Source organism: Paracoccus sp. SMMA_5_TC (genome assembly GCF_009696685.2).
In the GTDB taxonomy this organism is placed as follows: Bacteria; Pseudomonadota; Alphaproteobacteria; order Rhodobacterales; family Rhodobacteraceae; genus Paracoccus.
This window is the reverse complement of the sequence record NZ_CP102356.1, coordinates 267,381-284,262: the sequence shown is the minus strand read 5'-3', so window position 1 is coordinate 284,262 and position 16,882 is coordinate 267,381. Positions and strand designations below refer to the sequence as shown.

19 protein-coding genes and 1 tRNA gene are annotated in these 16,882 nt (G+C 64.4%); 9 read left to right on the top strand and 11 right to left on the bottom strand.

Annotated elements, in window-relative coordinates; translation table 11 throughout:
• Positions 1-30: 30 nt before the first annotated feature.
• Positions 31-891 (top strand): oxygen-dependent coproporphyrinogen oxidase, encoded by an 861-nt coding sequence (gene hemF, locus GB880_RS14980; RefSeq protein ID WP_154489852.1) that lies wholly within the window; start codon positions 31-33, stop codon positions 889-891.
• Positions 882-1,454, top strand: coding sequence for a histidine phosphatase family protein (locus GB880_RS14975; protein WP_154489850.1), 573 nt, complete (start codon positions 882-884; stop codon positions 1,452-1,454). Before hemF ends, GB880_RS14975 begins: the two co-directional genes overlap by 10 nt.
• Here the strand turns inward: GB880_RS14975 and GB880_RS14970 are convergent.
• The 4 genes from GB880_RS14970 to GB880_RS14955 all read right to left on the bottom strand — a co-directional run bounded on the left by GB880_RS14970 (position 1,448) and on the right by GB880_RS14955 (position 5,112).
• Positions 1,448-2,002, bottom strand: a complete 555-nt coding sequence (locus tag GB880_RS14970) for a sugar O-acetyltransferase (protein WP_229774242.1) — start codon at positions 2,000-2,002, stop codon at positions 1,448-1,450. The two genes, GB880_RS14975 and GB880_RS14970, sit on opposite strands and share 7 nt — an antisense overlap.
• Positions 1,999-2,358, bottom strand: a complete 360-nt coding sequence (locus GB880_RS14965) for an SUF system Fe-S cluster assembly protein (RefSeq protein WP_154489848.1) — start codon at positions 2,356-2,358, stop codon at positions 1,999-2,001. The genes GB880_RS14970 and GB880_RS14965 overlap by 4 nt, the downstream gene beginning before the upstream one ends.
• A gap of 63 nt (positions 2,359-2,421) precedes the next feature.
• Positions 2,422-3,165: a MipA/OmpV family protein gene (locus GB880_RS14960; protein WP_154489846.1), complete on the bottom strand. Its 744-nt coding sequence runs from the start codon at positions 3,163-3,165 to the stop codon at positions 2,422-2,424.
• A 99-nt stretch (positions 3,166-3,264) separates the two neighbouring features.
• Positions 3,265-5,112: an ABC-F family ATP-binding cassette domain-containing protein gene (locus tag GB880_RS14955; RefSeq protein ID WP_154489844.1), complete on the bottom strand. Its 1,848-nt coding sequence runs from the start codon at positions 5,110-5,112 to the stop codon at positions 3,265-3,267.
• A 124-nt stretch (positions 5,113-5,236) separates the two neighbouring features.
• Here GB880_RS14955 and ndk point away from each other — a divergent pair, with 124 nt between their 5' ends.
• Positions 5,237-5,659: a nucleoside-diphosphate kinase gene (gene ndk / locus GB880_RS14950; protein ID WP_024845406.1), complete on the top strand. Its 423-nt coding sequence runs from the start codon at positions 5,237-5,239 to the stop codon at positions 5,657-5,659.
• Positions 5,660-5,740: 81 nt separating this feature from the next.
• Here the strand turns inward: ndk and GB880_RS14945 are convergent, their stop codons facing one another.
• The 4 genes from GB880_RS14945 to GB880_RS14930 form a co-directional block, all read right to left on the bottom strand.
• Complete coding sequence (locus tag GB880_RS14945; protein WP_154489842.1) at positions 5,741-6,316, bottom strand: thymidine kinase; 576 nt, start codon at positions 6,314-6,316, stop codon at positions 5,741-5,743.
• Positions 6,317-6,387: 71 nt separating this feature from the next.
• A complete protein-coding gene (locus GB880_RS14940; protein ID WP_442793782.1) occupies positions 6,388-7,797 on the bottom strand; it encodes a DEAD/DEAH box helicase in 1,410 nt (469 codons plus the stop codon).
• A 240-nt stretch (positions 7,798-8,037) separates the two neighbouring features.
• On the bottom strand, positions 8,038-8,487 hold the full coding sequence (gene dtd / locus GB880_RS14935; protein ID WP_154489840.1) for a D-aminoacyl-tRNA deacylase: 450 nt from the start codon (positions 8,485-8,487) through the stop codon (positions 8,038-8,040).
• A 1-nt stretch (position 8,488) separates the two neighbouring features.
• The gene (locus GB880_RS14930; protein WP_154489838.1) at positions 8,489-8,716 is read right to left on the bottom strand and encodes a hypothetical protein; all 228 of its coding nucleotides are present in this window, start codon (positions 8,714-8,716) and stop codon (positions 8,489-8,491) included.
• Positions 8,717-8,808: 92 nt separating this feature from the next.
• Between GB880_RS14930 and GB880_RS14925 the strand changes: the two genes are divergently transcribed.
• A complete protein-coding gene (locus GB880_RS14925; protein ID WP_010397340.1) occupies positions 8,809-9,060 on the top strand; it encodes a DUF2312 domain-containing protein in 252 nt (83 codons plus the stop codon).
• Between the two features lie 4 nt (positions 9,061-9,064).
• Here GB880_RS14925 and GB880_RS14920 read toward each other — a convergent pair whose 3' ends face one another.
• Positions 9,065-9,940 carry a hypothetical protein gene (locus GB880_RS14920; RefSeq protein WP_154489836.1) on the bottom strand — a complete coding sequence of 292 codons (876 nt, stop codon included), beginning with the start codon at positions 9,938-9,940 and terminating at the stop codon, positions 9,065-9,067.
• Between the two features lie 280 nt (positions 9,941-10,220).
• On the opposite strand from GB880_RS14920, the gene GB880_RS14915 reads away from it, so the two are divergent.
• Positions 10,221-11,060, top strand: coding sequence for a helix-turn-helix transcriptional regulator (locus GB880_RS14915; protein ID WP_154489834.1), 840 nt, complete (start codon positions 10,221-10,223; stop codon positions 11,058-11,060).
• 75 nt (positions 11,061-11,135) lie between these two features.
• Here GB880_RS14915 and tsf read toward each other — a convergent pair whose 3' ends face one another.
• Both tsf and rpsB read right to left on the bottom strand, forming a co-directional pair.
• Positions 11,136-12,026, bottom strand: a complete 891-nt coding sequence (tsf, locus tag GB880_RS14910; protein ID WP_154489832.1) for a translation elongation factor Ts — start codon at positions 12,024-12,026, stop codon at positions 11,136-11,138.
• 103 nt (positions 12,027-12,129) lie between these two features.
• On the bottom strand, positions 12,130-12,897 hold the full coding sequence (gene rpsB, locus GB880_RS14905; RefSeq protein WP_154489830.1) for a 30S ribosomal protein S2: 768 nt from the start codon (positions 12,895-12,897) through the stop codon (positions 12,130-12,132).
• 256 nt (positions 12,898-13,153) lie between these two features.
• On the opposite strand from rpsB, the gene GB880_RS14900 reads away from it, so the two are divergent.
• The 4 genes from GB880_RS14900 (at position 13,154) to rpsA (ending at position 16,787) form a co-directional block, all read left to right on the top strand.
• Positions 13,154-13,229, top strand: a tRNA-Thr gene (locus tag GB880_RS14900).
• 53 nt (positions 13,230-13,282) lie between these two features.
• On the top strand, positions 13,283-13,867 hold the full coding sequence (locus GB880_RS14895; RefSeq protein WP_154489828.1) for a (d)CMP kinase: 585 nt from the start codon (positions 13,283-13,285) through the stop codon (positions 13,865-13,867).
• The gene (locus GB880_RS14890; protein WP_263467389.1) at positions 13,864-14,907 is read left to right on the top strand and encodes an NAD(P)H-dependent flavin oxidoreductase; all 1,044 of its coding nucleotides are present in this window, start codon (positions 13,864-13,866) and stop codon (positions 14,905-14,907) included. Before GB880_RS14895 ends, GB880_RS14890 begins: the two co-directional genes overlap by 4 nt.
• Before the next feature lie 200 nt (positions 14,908-15,107).
• Positions 15,108-16,787 carry a 30S ribosomal protein S1 gene (gene rpsA / locus GB880_RS14885; protein WP_154489826.1) on the top strand — a complete coding sequence of 560 codons (1,680 nt, stop codon included), beginning with the start codon at positions 15,108-15,110 and terminating at the stop codon, positions 16,785-16,787.
• Positions 16,788-16,882: the final 95 nt, after the last annotated feature.

Below are 16,882 nucleotides of genomic sequence, written 5' to 3'. Positions count from 1 at the left end.
CGGCGCAATTCACGAATGCAGAGGTCCGGCATGGAGATGCAGCAGGAACGTCAGTTGGCGGCAGAGTGGTTTCGCAGCCTGCGCGACCGCATTGTCGCCGCCTTCGAATCGCTTGAGGACGACGGCCCCGGTCAGCTGCCGCCGGGGCGGTTCGAGCTGCGTGAGACCCGGCGCGGCGAGGACGGCGGCGGCGGGCTGATGTCGGTCATGCGCTGCGGCCGGGTTTTCGAAAAGGTCGGTGTGAACTGGTCGGCGGTGCATGGCGAATTGCAGCCGGCCGCGCGTCAGGCCATGGCTGCGCGTGGGGTCGCCGGTATCGATTCAGATCCGCGGTTCTGGGCCTCGGGGATCAGTCTGGTAGCGCATATGCAAAACCCCCATGCGCCCGCGGTGCATATGAACACCCGCATGTTCTGGACACCTGGCGCCTGGTGGTTCGGAGGTGGAACCGACCTGAACCCCTGCCTGGAATTTTCGGAGGATACGCAACATTTCCACGAAACCTTGCGCCAGGCATGTGCGCCGCACGGCGCCGATTATTATGATCGCTTCAAGGCCTGGGCGGACGAGTATTTCTACATCCCTCATCGTCAGCGCGCCCGCGGCGTGGGCGGTATATTCTATGACGATCTGAACACGGGCGACTGGCAGGCGGATTTTGCATTTACCAAGGCAGTGGGCGAGGCATTTCTGCCGGCTTTCCTGCCCTTGGCGCGGCGCCGGATGAACCAGCCCTGGACCGAAGCCGACCGCGACGCGCAGCTGATCCATCGCGGGCTTTATGCCGAATACAACCTGGTTTACGACCGCGGCACCAAATTCGGCCTGGCGACGGGTCATGATCCCGAGGCGGTGTTGATGAGCCTGCCGCCGCTGGCCAAATGGATCTGAACCGGGCTTGGGCCCCGGACCTGTATCTGATGCGGCACGGCCAGACGCTGTGGAATGCCGAAGGCCGTTTGCAGGGTCGGTTGGATTCGCCGCTGACCGAACTGGGTATCGTGCAGGCGCGGCGACAGAAATGGTTGCTTGGCGCGCTGTCGAAGCTTGACTGCTACGCCAGTCCCGCCGGCCGTGCGCAGCAGACGGCCCGTATCGTCTTTGCCGGGCGACCGTGGAAAACCGATCCGCGTCTGGCCGAAATCGATATCGGCTGCTTTGCCGGAGAGCTTTTCGCCGATCTGGCCCGGCGCCATCCGACGCTTTTTTCAGGCGGGCCGCTCGACTGGTATGACAAGGTGCCAGGTGGCGAACATTTCGACGGGCTGGAATCGCGGCTATGCGGCTTTCTGGCCGATCTGCGCAGACCCGCGGCGATCGTCACCCACGGGGTCACCTTGCGGATGCTGCGCGCGCTGGCAATGGGGCTGCCACGTCCCCGCCTGGCCGAAATGGCGGTGCATCAGGGCGCGGTGCATCTGGTCAGTCGCGGCCGACAGCGGGTGTTCTACTGATCGGGCTTTCGCGGCAACGGGCGGGCAGGGTTCCCGACCACCGTCGCACCGGCCGGAACATCGCGCGTCACCACGGCACCAGCGCCGACGATGGCGCCCTCGCCGATGCTGACGCCGGGCAGCACGATCGCGCCGCCACCTATCCAGACATCATCGCCGATGCTGATGGGGCGACCCCATTCCATTCCGGACGAACGCCGCGCCACATCGCGGGGCCGGTCCTCTGTCAGAAGCTGCACGGCCGTGCCGAACTGACAGCGTGCCCCGATGCGGATTTCGCAGATATCCATGAAAAAACACCCGTAATTGACGAAGCAATCCGGGCCGAAATGGATATTCTTGCCGTAATCGACCGAAAATGGCGCCCGGATGACGGCGCCGTTCCAGGTGCCCAGCAACTGGGTCAGGGTGCGGGCGCGGGTCTTGTCGCCAAGAATGGTGGCATTGTAGTCGCGCATCAATCCCTGGGCAATCCGGCGCAGGGCCACAAGTTCGCCGTCGCCGGGGTCATAGGGCCGGCCGGCCAGCATGTCTTCGCGTGCAGTCAAATGAATCCCAGTTCCAGACGGGCTTCTTCGGACATCATGTCCATGCCCCATTGCGGCTGAAAGGTCATCTCGACATCGACCTGACGCACGCCCGGCAAGGGCTCGATGGCATTGGCGACCCATCCGGGCATTTCACCGGCGACCGGGCAGCCAGGCGCGGTCAGGGTCATGACCACGCGCACATCGTTCTCGTCATTGATGGCGATGGTGTAGATCAGACCCAGGTCAAAGATATTGACCGGGATTTCCGGATCGTAGACCGTCTTGCACGCCTCGACGACGCTGTCATACAGCGGATGGTCGGTTGTAGAAGGCGCGATCAGCGGATCGCCTTCCTTCAGGGGTTCGGTGGTCATGGGCGCGTCCTGTCGAATCCTGACCGCTATATAGGGGGACAGAGCGGCAGGGTCCACCCCTTGCTAGAACCGAAAGTTCAGACGGCGTGCCAGGCCGATGCTGAGCGTGGGCTGATTGCGCTCGCGCACGATGGGCGAATCGGCGGCATCTCCCAGCAAACGGCTGTAGCTGATGCGCCCCATCAGCAGCGTGTCGGGCATGAACTCATAGCGCGCCTCGACGTTGACGCGGGCGGCGTAAAGGCCGCCACCCGGCGCATATTCCGCATAGCCGCTGGAGGCTGACTCGGCCTCGGTCACGCCGAAATAGGTGCCGACGAAATCCTGATTGCCAAACCGCAATTCGGTGCTGGTGGTGATGGTCAGATCCTCGCGGGGCTGGCTGCGGAACTTTGCTCCGACCTCGCCCACCAGGCCGTGATGACCGCCGAACCCCTTGCGCAGCGCGCCATAACCGGTCACGTCGCCCATCACGTAATCCAGCCGCGCGCCCAGTTCCCCGGCAATGCCGATGTCGTCCATGCCGGCCAGATCGTCATGGTCGGCAGCTTCGCGGCGGCTTTGATAGTTCAGCGACGGCAGCACCGAAAGGCCCTGGCGCGGCGCGCCGTCGTCATTGATCTGGCCGTTGCGCAGGATGATCCAGGGCGAGGTGCCGAAATCATCCGACCCCATGTAGTCCGGCTCGAAGCTTGCCCCAAGGCCCGCATCGAAGGACAGCGACCGGATATCACCCAAGCCCTGCGCAGCCACAGGCGCTGCAACAGGCAGGAAGGATGCAATCAGCACGGCATAGGCAAGGCGCATGGAAGAACCCCCGAATCTTGCGGGGAACCTGCGCGAAAGCCTGGGGCGGGGCAAGTCACATTGTCCGCTGCCGCGCCAGAAATCGCCTGGCTGTGGCCGTCAGGCCCTTTCGGCCTGTTCCAGCGCCTCGAGCGCGTCCAGCCACAACCCTTCGGCGCGTTGCATTGCGGCGCTGGCCTCGGCATGTTTGCGGCCCCATTGCTCGGCCTTTTGGGCGTCGTCGTAAGTGGCGGGATCGGCCATGATCGCGTCCAGCTTTTCCAGCATGGCGGTCAGCTTTTCGACCCGTTCCTCGGCGCGGCGCACTTCGGCGCGCAGTTCCAGGATACGGTCGCGGGACACCCGCTTGACCGCCGGCTTGGCGGTAGGGCGCGGTTCCGGGCGTTCCTCGCCCTGCAGCAGCAGCTTGCGGTAATCGTCCAGATCGCCCTGCCATGGGGTGACCGCCCCTTGATCGACCAGCCACAGCCGGTCGGCGACCAGATTCAGCAGATGCATGTCGTGGCTGACCAGCACCACGGCGCCGGTATAATCATTCAGCGCCTCGGTCAGGGCTTCGCGCGATTCGATGTCCAGATGGTTTGTCGGCTCGTCCAGGATCAGCAGATGTGGGGCGTCGATCGTGGCCAGCAGCAGCGACAATCGCGCCTTTTGCCCGCCAGAGAGCTGTCCGACGCTGGTTTCGGCCTGGGCCTCCATCAGGCCAAAGCCGGCCAGCCGCGCCCGCAGCCGCGCTGGTGGCTCGTCGGGGCGCAGGCGGCGGACATGATCCAGCGGCGTTTCCTGCAACTCCAGTTCATCGACCTGATGCTGGGCAAAATAGCCGATGCGCAGCTTGGACGAACAGCTGATTCGGCCGTCCAGCGGTGTCAGTCGTCCGGCCAGCAGCTTGGACAGCGTGGATTTTCCCTGACCGTTTCGGCCAAGCAGCGCGATGCGGTCGTCCTGGTCGATGCGCAGGTTCAGCCGCCGCAGCACCGGCCGACCGTCGTAGCCGACCGAAACGCTGTCCAGCGCCACGATCGGCGGCGACAGCTGGTCGGGTTGAGGAAAGGTAAAGCGGTGCATCCGCGCTTCCTCGGGCGCGGTGATCGGCTCCATCCGCTCAAGCATCTTGATGCGGGCCTGGGCCTGCCGCGCCTTGGTCGCCTTGGCGCGAAAGCGGTCGACAAAGCTTTGCAGATGCGCGCGCCGCGCCTCTTGCTTCTTGGCTTCGGATGCCTGAAGCGCGCGCTTTTCGGCGCGGGTGCGGGCGAAGGTGTCGTAGCCGCCCGAATACAGCACCAGCCGCCGATCCTCGAGATGCAGGATATGGCCGACGGCCCGGTTCAGCAGGTCGCGGTCATGGCTGATGACGATGACCGTATGCGGATAGCGTTGCAGATAGGTTTCCAGCCACAGCGCGCCTTCCAGATCCAGGTAGTTGGTCGGTTCGTCCAGAAGCAGCAGGTCCGGCTGGGAAAACAGCACACCCGCCAGCGCCACCCGCATGCGCCAGCCGCCGGAATAGTCGCTGGTCGGGCGGGCCTGATCCTCGGTCGAAAAGCCCAGGCCGCGCAGGATGGTGGCGGCGCGCGCCTCGGCCGACCAGGCGTCGATATCGGCCAGACGGGTCTGGATTTCGGCGATGCGGGCGGGATCGGACTGGGATTCCGCCTCGGCCAGCAGGGAGGCGCGTTCATGATCGGCCGCCAGGACGGTGTCCAGCACGCTGGTCGCCGTACCCGGTGCCTCTTGCGCGACGCCGCCGATGCGGGCGCGCGGAGGCAGCGAAATGCTGCCGCCATCAAGCGACAGTTCGCCCCGCAGCAAGCGGAACAGCGTGGTCTTGCCGGCGCCATTGGGCCCGACCAGCCCGACCTTGTGCCCGTCGGGGATGGTGGCAGAGGCATGTTCGAACAGGGGCCGACCGGCGATGGAATAGGAAATGTCGTCAATGCGCAGCATGGTGCCCGGCATGGCGCAAGCGCCCGCCCGCGTCAATGCCGGTGCGGCTTTTCAACGGGGCCCGCCCGTGATAACGGGGCGCGGATTTCCGGCCGTTCGGGCCGGAACATGGAAAGGAACCATCATGGCCATCGAGCGCACGCTTTCGATCATCAAACCCGACGCCACCAAACGCAACCTGACCGGCAAGATCAACGCCAAGTTCGAGGATGCCGGCCTGCGCATCATCGCGCAAAAGCGCATCCACCTGTCGCCCGCCCAGGCCGGTCAATTCTACATCGTTCACAAGGATCGCCCGTTCTATGGCGAACTGGTCGAATTCATGGCCTCGGGTCCGGTTGTCGTCCAGGTGCTGGAGGGCGAGAACGCCATTGCCAAGAACCGCGAAGTGATGGGCGCCACCAACCCGGCCAACGCCGATGAGGGCACCATCCGCAAGGAATTCGCGCTGTCGGTCGGCGAGAACTCGGTCCACGGTTCGGATGCCCCCGAAACCGCCAAGGAAGAAATCGCCTTCTTCTTTTCGGGTCTGGAACTGGTCGGCTGATCGTTATCGTCAGATGCACCGTTGCGGGGCCGTCCATCTGGGCGGCCCCTGTTTTCTGAGCGGCAGTTGCCAGGGGGCGGGTCAGAGATCTCCCACCGCCGCGCGCCAGTGGCGACGACACAGGGCTGTATAGGCCTCGTTGCCACCGATCTGCACCTGGGCGCCATCGCGCATCACCCGCCCCTTGTCGTCCTGGCGCACCACCATGGTCGCCTTACGGCCGCAATGGCAGATAGTGCGCACCTCGCGCAGATCGTCTGCCCAGGCCAGCAGCGCCGCCGACCCGGCGAAAAGCTCGCCGCGGAAATCGACCCGCAGTCCATAGCACATCACGGGCTGATCCAGATCGTCAGCCACCCGCGCCAGTTGCCAGACCTGTTCACGGGTCAGGAACTGTGCTTCGTCGACAAAGATGCAGGCGCAATCGCGGCCTTCAGCCTGAATCAATGCCAATAGATCGGTGTCCGGGGCAAAGCCAAGGGCGGGTTCCGAAATGCCGATGCGGCTGGCGATGCGGTCGGGGCCCGCACGATCGTCAAGGCCGGCGGTCAACAGCAGCGTCTGCATGCCGCGTTCGCGGTAATTGTAGGACGCCTGCAAGAGCAAGGTGCTCTTGCCGGCGTTCATGGTGGAATAGTGGAAATAAAGCTTGGCCATGGCGGCACATAGCCGCGGGGGCAGGGCTGTGCAAGCTGCCAGCCGAACCGGCAGCCTGCACTTTCCTGCACTCAGTTGCGCTGCGCGGCCTTGGGCGCACGCGAGGGGCGGCGTGCAGGGCGCTTGCGTGCCGGTTGCGGACTGCGCGTGCCAGCGGCAGGCCCGCCGCGTTCGCGGATCTTGCTGGCCTCGAAGGGCGGCTCGCCGCCCACGACCGGGATCTGCGCCTTCATCGCCTTTTCGATAGCGCGCAGCTCGCCGATCTCGGCCGGAGCGCAGAAGGCAATGGCGCGACCGTCGCGGCCGGCGCGGGCGGTTCGCCCGATGCGATGGACATAGTTTTCAGGCACGTTGGGCAGGTCGTAGTTGTAGACATGCGCCACCTGCGGAATATCCAGCCCGCGCGCGGCCACATCCGTGGCGACCAGCACCTTGGTTTCGCCGGCGCGAAAGCTGGCCAAGGCGCGTTCGCGCTGGCCCTGCGACTTGTTGCCATGGATCGCGGCAACCCGGAAACCCCATTTTTCGAGCAGTTTCGACAGCTTTTCCGAGCCATGCTTGGTGCGGCCGAACACGATGGCCAGCTCGTCCCGGTGCTTGCCCAGATATTCGGCCAGCAGTGTCGCCTTGTCGCCCTGATTGACGAAATGCACGCCTTGCGCGATCTTTTCGGCCGCCTGGCCGGGCGGGTTCACCGCGACCTTCAGCGGATCGGTCAGATAGCTTTCGGCCAATTCCTCCATCAGCTTGGGCATGGTGGCGGAAAACAACATCGTCTGGCGTTCCCTGGGCAGCATTTTCGCAATACGGCGCAGGGCGTGGATGAAGCCGATGTCCAGCATCTGGTCGGCCTCGTCCAGCACCAGATAGCGGGTCTGCGACAGGTCGACGGCGCCGCGTTCGATCAGGTCGATCAGACGGCCGGGCGTGGCGATCAGCACGTCGACGCCGCGTTCGAGCCGGCCGATCTGGACATTGATCGAGGCGCCGCCGACGACCCGGAACTGGCGGATCGGCGTGCCAGCGGCGTAAAGGTCGATGTTCTCGGCGATCTGGGTGGCCAGTTCGCGGGTGGGCGCCAGGATCAGGGCGTGGCAGGTCCGGGGATCCGGTCGGCGGCCATTGTTCAGCAGCCGCGTCAGCATCGGCAGGCCAAAGGCTGCGGTCTTGCCGGTGCCGGTCTGCGCCAGGCCCAGCAGGTCGCGGCCGGCGACGATGCCGGGGATGGATTTTTCCTGGATGGGCGAGGGCGCCTCGATCCCCATGGGGGGCAGGTTGATCGCCACCCGCGCATCGATGCCCATGCGGGTGAAGGCGGTGTCGATGTCGGGAATCGCGCGGCGGATGAATTTTTCTTCCGGCTCGGCGCGGTGGCGACGGTGGTTGGTATTGGGTTTTTCGGCGCGGAAGCGCGGTTTGCCCGGGGTGCGGTGCTGCGGATTTCCGGCGCGTTGCGGGCGGTTCGTTTCGTTGGTCATCATGTCTTTCGGTCCTGACGCCCGCGTATCGGCGCACAGGACAAGGGGCCACGCAGTCAAGGCGCGGCAGGTTGCGAGGGGCGGGCGCGATACGCAGAGCCCGCAAGCCTCCCCGCGTGAATGGGAAACCGGGAAAATGTGGCCGACCTGAGGCGCAGTGCGCGACGGCTGCTCACGCGGCAGCGAACGGCAACCCGCAGCACATGGGCGGTTTGCCGGCAAAAGTCAACCGCAATCGGGCAGTCAGTTGCGATCGGTCGAATCCATCCAGATCGTCACCGGCCCGTCATTGACCAGCGACACCGCCATGTCGGCGCCGAATTCGCCGGTCTGCACCGGCAGGTCCAGATCGCGCAGCGCCTGGGCGAAACGCAGATACAGCGCCTCGCCCCGGGCGGGGCCTTCGGCGCTGGAAAAGCCGGGGCGGTTGCCGGTGCGGGTATCCGCGGCCAGGGTGAACTGGCTGACCACCAGGATCGCGCCGCCGATATCCTGAACCGAGCGGTTCATCTTGCCGGCGTCGTCGCGAAAGATGCGCAACCGTGCGATCCGGGCCGCCAGCTTGTCGGCGGCCTCGTCAGCATCGCCCTGCATGGCGCAGACCAGCACCAGAAGGCCGGGCCCGATCTCGGCAATCCGGCGATCCCCGATCGCCACCGCCGCCTGCGATACCCTCTGGATCAGTGCGCGCATCCTAGCGCCCCAACATGATGCCCAGGACCACGAACATCAGCCCAAAGACCGATGCCGCCAGCGCCGCCATGTTCACGGCCACCACCTTGCGCATGATTGTCCGCATCTGCGCATCATCGCGCACACGTGCCTTTGCGCGCGCCACGGTAATGATGCACCAGGCCAGCGCGGCCAGCCCCAACGTTGTCAACGCAGCACCACCCCAGATCAGCCCGTCCCAGATCGTCATCCCTGCCTCCGTCTGTGCGGGCCCGGCCTAGCGGCGATTGCGCCCGCCCGCAAGACCGCCTATTCCGCGTGCAAAAGGCAAAGGAGCGCATCATGCAGGACGACAACGCCTATGGCATCGCGGCCGGGGAACTGCGGCAGTTCATCGAGCAATACGAACAGCTCGAAGCCGAGAAGAAGGATGTGACCGAGCAGCAAAAGGAACTGATGGCCGAAGCCAAGGCCCGCGGCTATGACACCAAGGTCATGCGCAAGGTGATCGCGCTGCGCAAGCGCGACAAGGATGACATCGCCGAGGAAGAGGCGATCCTGGAAATGTACAAGGCGGCGCTGGGGATGGTCTGACGGCTCAGGGCGAAAGAAACTCGATCCCCGGCAATGCGGCGATCTGGGCCACGTCCTCGTCATAATGATCGCTGATGCGGTCCACCAGATCCTGGCTCCATCCGGGCAGGTCGACCGTCACCTCGATCTGATCGGGCAGGGCGTATTTTTCCAACGCCGCCGTAAAGACCGCCCGTCGGCTGTCGACGGTCAGCCGGTCCTGGCGCGCAAGTTCGTCGCGGATCATCTGGATACCTTCGGGCCGCAGGATGTCGCCCAGCACCTGCAAGCCGGCTTTCAGCGGCACGTCGCTGGGCATGGTGGCAATGCGGCGGACCACCTCGGGCCAGATCAGCGATGTATCCTCGTGGCACCATGCCACGATGCGCTTGCCCGGCAGCGCGGCCATGATGCGCCGCATGGCAGGCGCCCAGCGAAGCGCCAGCGGATCCACCCCCGCCATGACCTCGTCATAGCTGCCTGTCCGCTCTTGAGACATCACATAAGGCACCAGAGTCGCAGGGTTTTTCAACGCAATGAAAAATTCGGCCTCGGCGCTCGGAAACAGATTGGCGAGTGCCGCCATCTTTTCGCCGGCGGTCACATACAGCCCTTCGGGCGCGATGGCCCGCTGCGCCTTGCCCAGAAAGGTCGGGGTGCTGAAAATGATCCGCCGCGGATCATCCGATTCCAGAATAGCATCCAGGATCACGTTTTCCATTTCGGCCGTGGCCGGGCGGCCGCGCAGCGAAAGCAGGGCCTCATTGAACAATTCCCGATGCTTGGCTGGGGTCAACGGCTCGATCCCGTTGCGCAGCAGCCAATCGCGGTTTTGCAGCAGCGTCTTGACCATGCGATACTGATCGGTGCCATGCACCCCGCAATGAAAGACGACCTGCATCTGTGAATTGCTCCTTTTCCGGTTTTCAGAACCTTGGCTGTCGTCGTGATGCAGCGGAACGTTCCTGACCGCAAGCCGGTGCAGCATAGACATTTCAAGCTCATTTCCGAACAGATGTTTTCCAGGGTTTTTCATGAACAGGAATGTCTGGTTCAGTTTGCATCCCTTTAACCCGACGTGACGAAAAGATCATTTAGTCAATTGAACTCTGCTTCACGGCGATAATAATGTTTCCCGGAATGCTGATTGATTGTTATTTATTAAAAGCGTGGTTAACGACATGGGGATCCTGGCGGATATCGAGGTAATCTTGCAGGCGCGGTCGGCCCGGGCGGCCTGGCAGCACTATGCGGGCAGCCTGTCGGACATGGGATTTGTCCATGCCTGCTATTTCGGCGTGCGCAGCCTGGGTGCAGAAATCGATGGCGGCAGCGATGACAGTATCCTGCTTTCGACTTTTGCACCGCAACTGAATCAGGATCTGGCGGCACAGGGCATGGCGCCCGGTGCGGCTCCGGTCGGATGGTTGGCGGGGGGGTATTGCAGCGAAAGCTGGGCCGGGCTTCAATCGCGCCGGCGCGCCGGTCGGTTGTCGGCGCAGCAGGCCAACTTGCTAGACGTGCTGGCCCGTTACGGACATGTTGCGGGATATGCGCTGCGGCTTGACGATAGCATGCAGCATGCGCGCGCAGGTGTGTTGCTGAGCGGCCACATCGGAATTCGCGCCGAGCAGATAGACGAAATGTGGCTGCGTCATGGCGCGGCAGTCGAGACGCTTACCCGGCTGTTGCATCTGAAACTGTCCTGCCTGCCCTATGCCCCGCCGCAGCAAGTGCTGACGCTGCGTCAGCGAGAGGTGCTCGAGCATATATCGATCGGTCGGACGGTGCAGGAAATCGCCCGAACGCTGGACCTGACCGCCGCTACCGTCGAAAAGCACCTTCGACTGGCGCGCAAGGCATTGGGGGCGCGGACGACCGCCCATGCGATCCTGCGTGCAACTGGTCGACGGCAGATATTTCTGCACCCCGAGGTTGACGAACACCCCGCCAATGACGACGGACGCCCGGCCGGGGCGCCGGCGGATCCGGGTCGCGAGGTTGATCGTCAACATCGCTGAACCCGGCGTGAGTTGCAGCGAAACGGGGCCGGTCGTGATGACCGGCCCCGCGCTTTTGAGCAGATTTCGGACGGATCAGGCGCCGGCGCGGGTTTTTGCGACCTCGGCGGCGAAATCCTCTTCCTTCTTCTCGATACCTTCGCCGACCACGACGCGGGCAAAGCCGGTGACCTCGACGCCGGCTTCCTTGGCAGCCTGGGCCACGGTGATGTCGGGGTTGATGACGAATTTCTGGCCCAGCAGTGTCACTTCCTCGAAGAACTTCGCCATGCGGCCGACAATCATCTTCTCGATGACGGCTTCGGGCTTGCCCGATTCACGGGCCTGTTCGGTAAGAACGGATTTCTCGCGCTCGACCAGTGCCGGGTCCAGATCAGCCTCGGACAGCGAGGCGGGATTGGTGGCGGCAATGTGCATGGCGATCTGCTTGCCGATGTCTTGCGCCTTGTCCTTGTCGCCCTTCAGCGCCACCAGCACGCCGATCTTGCCCAGACCGGGGGCGGCGGCGTTGTGGACATAGGAAACGACGGTATCGCCTTCCAGCACGTGCATGCGACGCAGGGTCATGTTCTCGCCGATGCGGGCAATGGCTTCGGTCAGAACGTCCTCGACGGTGCGGCCGTTCAGGTGGGTGGCCTTCAGCACCTCGACATCAGCGCCGGTGGTCAGCGCCACATCGGTGATTTCGCGCACCAGCTGCTGGAAGTCGGCGTTCTTGGCGACGAAATCGGTTTCCGAGTTCAGTTCGACGGCGACGCCGCGACCATCGGTAACGGCGACGCCGACAAGGCCCTCGGCCGCCACGCGGCCCGATTTCTTGGCGGCCTTGGCCAGACCCTTGGTGCGCAGCCAGTCGATGGCCGCTTCCATGTCGCCGTTGGTTTCGGTCAGCGCCTTCTTGGCGTCCATCATGCCCGCGCCGGTCGTTTCGCGCAGATCCTTCACCATCGCAGCGGTGATAGCCATCGGAGTGTCTCCTTGCTTTTCAATGCGTCAGGCGGGGCTTATCCCCGCCTGATGAATGTTGCGTGACGTCCCGCAGCCGCGGGCCGGGCAGACCCGTCACGGGTCAGGCTTCGGCGGTCTCGCCGTCCAGTTCTTCCTCGATCCCGGCTTCCAGCGCGCCCAGATCGACACCGGCAGCGCCCATCTGCGCGGTCATGCCGTCCAGCGCGGCCCGCGAGGCCAGATCGCAATACAAGGCAATTGCGCGCGCGGCGTCGTCGTTGCCCGGGATCACGTAATCCACACCCTTGGGCGAGCAGTTGCTGTCGACGACCGCCACGACCGGGATGCCCAGTTTCTTGGCTTCGGCGATGGCCAGGTCTTCCTTGTTGACGTCGATGACGAACAGCAGGTCCGGCAGGCCGCCCATTTCACGGATACCCCCCAGCGAGGCCTGCAGCTTGGCCTGTTCGCGTTCCATCTGCAGGCGCTCTTTCTTGGTCAGACCCTCGGCACCGGCGGCCATGGTCTCATCGATGGCCTTCAGGCGCTGGATCGACTGGCTGACGGTTTTCCAGTTGGTCAGCGTGCCACCCAGCCAGCGGTGGTTCATGTAATATTGTGCCGATTTTTCGGCAGCTTCGGCAATCGCCTTCTGGGCCTGACGCTTGGTGCCGACGAACAGCACGCGGCCGCCCTTGGCGACGGTGTCGCGGATCACCTGCAGCGCGGCGTCCAGCATCGGCACGGTCTGGGTCAGGTCGAAAATGTGGATGCCGTTGCGTTCACCATAGATGAACTCGGCCATGCGGGGATTCCAGCGCTGGGTCTGGTGGCCGTAGTGAACGCCAGCTTCCAGCAGCTGACGCATGGAAAATTCGGGAAGCGCCATGTCATGTCCTTTCCGGTTTGCGCCTTGGCAGGGCTTTCAGGGGCGAACCCCAACCGGTGGACCAGCGGGGGATGTCTGTCCCGTGGCCCGACCCTGCCTGTGAAGTGCGCGCGACATAGTCCTATCCGGCTGCGAATGCAAGGGCTGTTTGCCCGAAATGCTGCGGAAATCCTGCTGCGGGGGGCAGGGTGGGGGATGGATGTGACGCGGCGCTTGCACCGCGCGCGCACACGCGCTATCCGGAGCGATGGATCTGGCCGGTTTAGCTCAGCTGGTAGAGCAGCTGATTTGTAATCAGAAGGTCGGGGGTTCAAGTCCCTCAACCGGCACCAGCATATCCGCCGGCGGCGATTGCAGCCGCCGTGTCATCCGCCGCAGGTGCCCCATGCCCTTTACGATTGCCATCGACGGTCCCGCTGCCTCGGGCAAGGGCACGATTGCCCGCGCGCTTGCGCGTCATTTCGGATTTTCGCATCTGGACACAGGCTTGCTTTATCGTGCGGTCGGCGCCAAGGGGGGCGATCCGGTTGCGGCGGCGCGGGAACTTCAGCCCGTCGACCTGACCCGCGACGATCTGCGCACGGCCGCGGCCGGGCAGGCTGCCAGCCGGGTCGCCGCCATACCCGAGGTTCGCGCCGCCCTGATCGATTTCCAGCGCCGCTTTGCCCGCAGGCCGCCGGGTGCCGTGCTGGACGGTCGCGACATCGGGACGGTCATCTGCCCCGAGGCCGAGGTCAAGATCTACGTGACCGCCAGCGATGACGAGCGCGCCCGCCGTCGCGCGCTGGAGCTGGGTGCCGATCCTGCGGTCGTGCTGGCGGAATTGCGCGAACGCGACGCGCGTGACGCGGCGCGCGACATCGCGCCGATGCGCCCGGCCGAAGATGCGGTTCTGGTCGATACCAGCCGCATGAGCATTGACGAGGCGGTCAGCCACGCCATCGATATCGTCACCCGGATTCGCGGATGAGCCTGCTGGACAGCCTGACCATCCCGGTGATCCAGGCGCCCATGGCGGGGGTTTCTACCCCGGCCTTGGCGGCTGCGGTCAGCGCGGCGGGGGGGTTGGGCTCGCTGGGTCTGGGATCGTCGAACGCAGCGCAGGCGGCTGCGATGATGGACGAAACCCAAACCCTGCTGGGAAGCAACCGTTATGCGGTGAACCTGTTCTGTCACCAGCCGCCGCGGCGCGATGCCAAGCAAGAGGCGGTCTGGCTGGCCTTTCTGGCCGCCGAATTCCGACGCGTCGGCGCCCCGCCGCCACTCGGCCTGGGCGAAAACCATCTCAGCCTGCGCGATGACGGCGCGATGCTGTCGGCGGTGATTGCGGCGCGGCCCGCGATGATCAGCTTTCACTTCGGCCTGCCACGGGCCGATCAACTGCAGGCGCTGCGAAACACCGGAGCCTTTCTGGCTGCCACCGCCACTTCGCCGGCCGAGGCGATCGCGATCCGCGCGGCGGGGCTGGATGCGGTCATTGCGCAAGGATACGAGGCCGGCGGCCATCGCGGCATATTCGATCCGCTTGCGCCCGACGACCAATTGCCCCTGACGACGCTGGTGACGCAGCTCTTGCCCTTGGGGCTGCCGGTGATCGCGGCCGGGGGGCTGATGGATGGCGCCGATGTGGCGCGGATTTGCGCGGCCGGGGCCGTGGCCGCGCAGATGGGAACCGCCTTTGTCGCCTGTCCTGAAAGCGCGGCCTCTGCGGCCCATCGCGCGCGGTTGGGCCAGCCGCAGACCACGACCGTGATGACGCGCGCCATATCCGGCCGGCCGGCTCGCGGACTGCCGAACCGGTTGACGGAACTGGAACAGTCGCCCAGGCTGCCGGGCCTGCCCGATTACCCGCTGCCCTATCACGCCGCGCGCAAGCTGGCTGCGGTAGGCGGCAGCGATTACGCGGCACAATGGGCGGGTGTCGGCGCATCCCGCGCAAGGGCGCTGCCGGCGGCCCAGTTGATGGCGCGCCTGCGCGAGGAATGGCTGGCCGCGCGCACCGGCTGCTGATGGCGTGCCGTCGGGCGCAAGCCTTGCCAGCAGCGTCATTAACGGCTATATCGCGCGCGTCGGGACAAGCGGCGGGGCCAGTGGCCACTGCCACGGGGTCGGGCAATCGCTCGGCCCATTACGTTTATCCGGGCGTCTACAAAAAGACCGGCGGAGCCAACCGCAAGGCCAGAAAACCGTGAAAAGGAAACTGTATCTATATGTGCGCTAAAGCGACCATGGAGGAATTCGAGGCCCTCCTGAACGAAAGCCTCAGCATTGACACCCCCGAAGAAGGCTCGGTGGTCAAGGGCAAGGTCATCGCCATCGAGGCGGGCCAGGCCATCATCGACGTCGGCTACAAGATGGAAGGCCGCGTCGATCTGAAGGAATTCGCCAACCCGGGCGAAGCCCCCAGCATCGCCGTTGGCGATGAGGTCGAGGTTTATCTGGATCGCGTGGAAAACGCCCGCGGCGAAGCCTCGATCTCGCGCGAAAAGGCGCGCCGCGAGGAAGCCTGGGATCGTCTGGAAAAAGCCTATGCTGCCGAGGAGCGCGTCGAGGGCGCAATCTTTGGTCGCGTCAAGGGCGGCTTTACCGTGGACCTGGGTGGGGCTGTGGCCTTCCTGCCGGGCAGCCAGGTCGATGTGCGTCCCGTGCGTGACGCGGGCCCCCTGATGGGCCTGAAGCAGCCGTTCCAGATCCTGAAGATGGACCGTCGTCGCGGCAACATCGTCGTGTCGCGCCGCGCCATCCTGGAAGAAAGCCGCGCCGAGCAGCGCGCCGAAGTCATCGCCAACCTGACCGAAGGTCAGACGGTCGAGGGCGTGGTCAAGAACATCACCGAATACGGTGCCTTCGTTGACCTGGGCGGCGTCGACGGTCTGCTGCATGTCACCGACATGGCCTGGCGCCGGGTCAACCACCCGTCCGAGATCCTGTCGATCGGCGAAACCGTCAAGGTTCAGGTCGTCAAGATCAACAAGGACACCCACCGCATCAGCCTGGGCATGAAACAGCTGCAGGCAGATCCGTGGGATACCGTCGCATCGAAGTTCCCGATCGGTTCGGTGCATTCCGGCCGCGTGACCAACATCACCGACTACGGCGCCTTTGTCGAACTGGAAGCCGGTGTCGAAGGTCTGGTCCACGTCTCGGAAATGTCCTGGACCAAGAAGAACGTCCATCCCGGCAAGATCGTCTCGACCTCGCAAGAGGTTGACGTCATGGTCCTGGAAATCGACGAAGCCAAGCGCCGCGTTTCGCTGGGTCTCAAGCAGACCATGCGCAATCCGTGGGAAGTGTTCGCCGAAACCCATCCCGTCGGCACCGTCATCGAGGGCGAAGTCAAGAACATCACCGAATTCGGTCTGTTCGTCGGCCTGGAAGGCGACATCGACGGCATGGTTCACCTGTCGGACATCTCGTGGGATGCTCGTGGCGAAGACGCCATCCAGGATTTCCGCAAGGGCGATGTGGTGAAAGCCGTGGTCCAGGAAGTCGACATCGAGAAAGAACGCATCTCGCTGTCGATCAAGGCGCTGGAAAACGATGCCATGGCCGAAGCGGTCGAAGGCGTGAAGCGCGGTTCGGTCATCACCGTCACCGTGACCGCGATCGAGGATGGCGGTATCGAGGTCGAATACAACGGCATGAAATCCTTCATCCGTCGTTCGGATCTTGCCCGCGACCGTCAGGACCAGCGTCCCGAACGCTTCCAGGTCGGTGACCATGTCGATGTGCGCGTGACCAATATCGACACCAAGACGCGCCGCCTGGGCCTGTCCATCAAGGCACGCGAGATTGCCGAGGAAAAGGATGCCATCGAACAGTATGGCAGCTCGGATTCCGGCGCCTCGCTGGGCGATATCCTGGGCGCAGCCCTCAAGAACAAGGGCTGATCCCCCTTCATGGTGGAGGCGCCCCCGGTCCTCCGGGGGCGCTTTTCGTTGCTTATCGGCGTGATCTGAACGATAAAGTCCTGAAAAAACCGGCA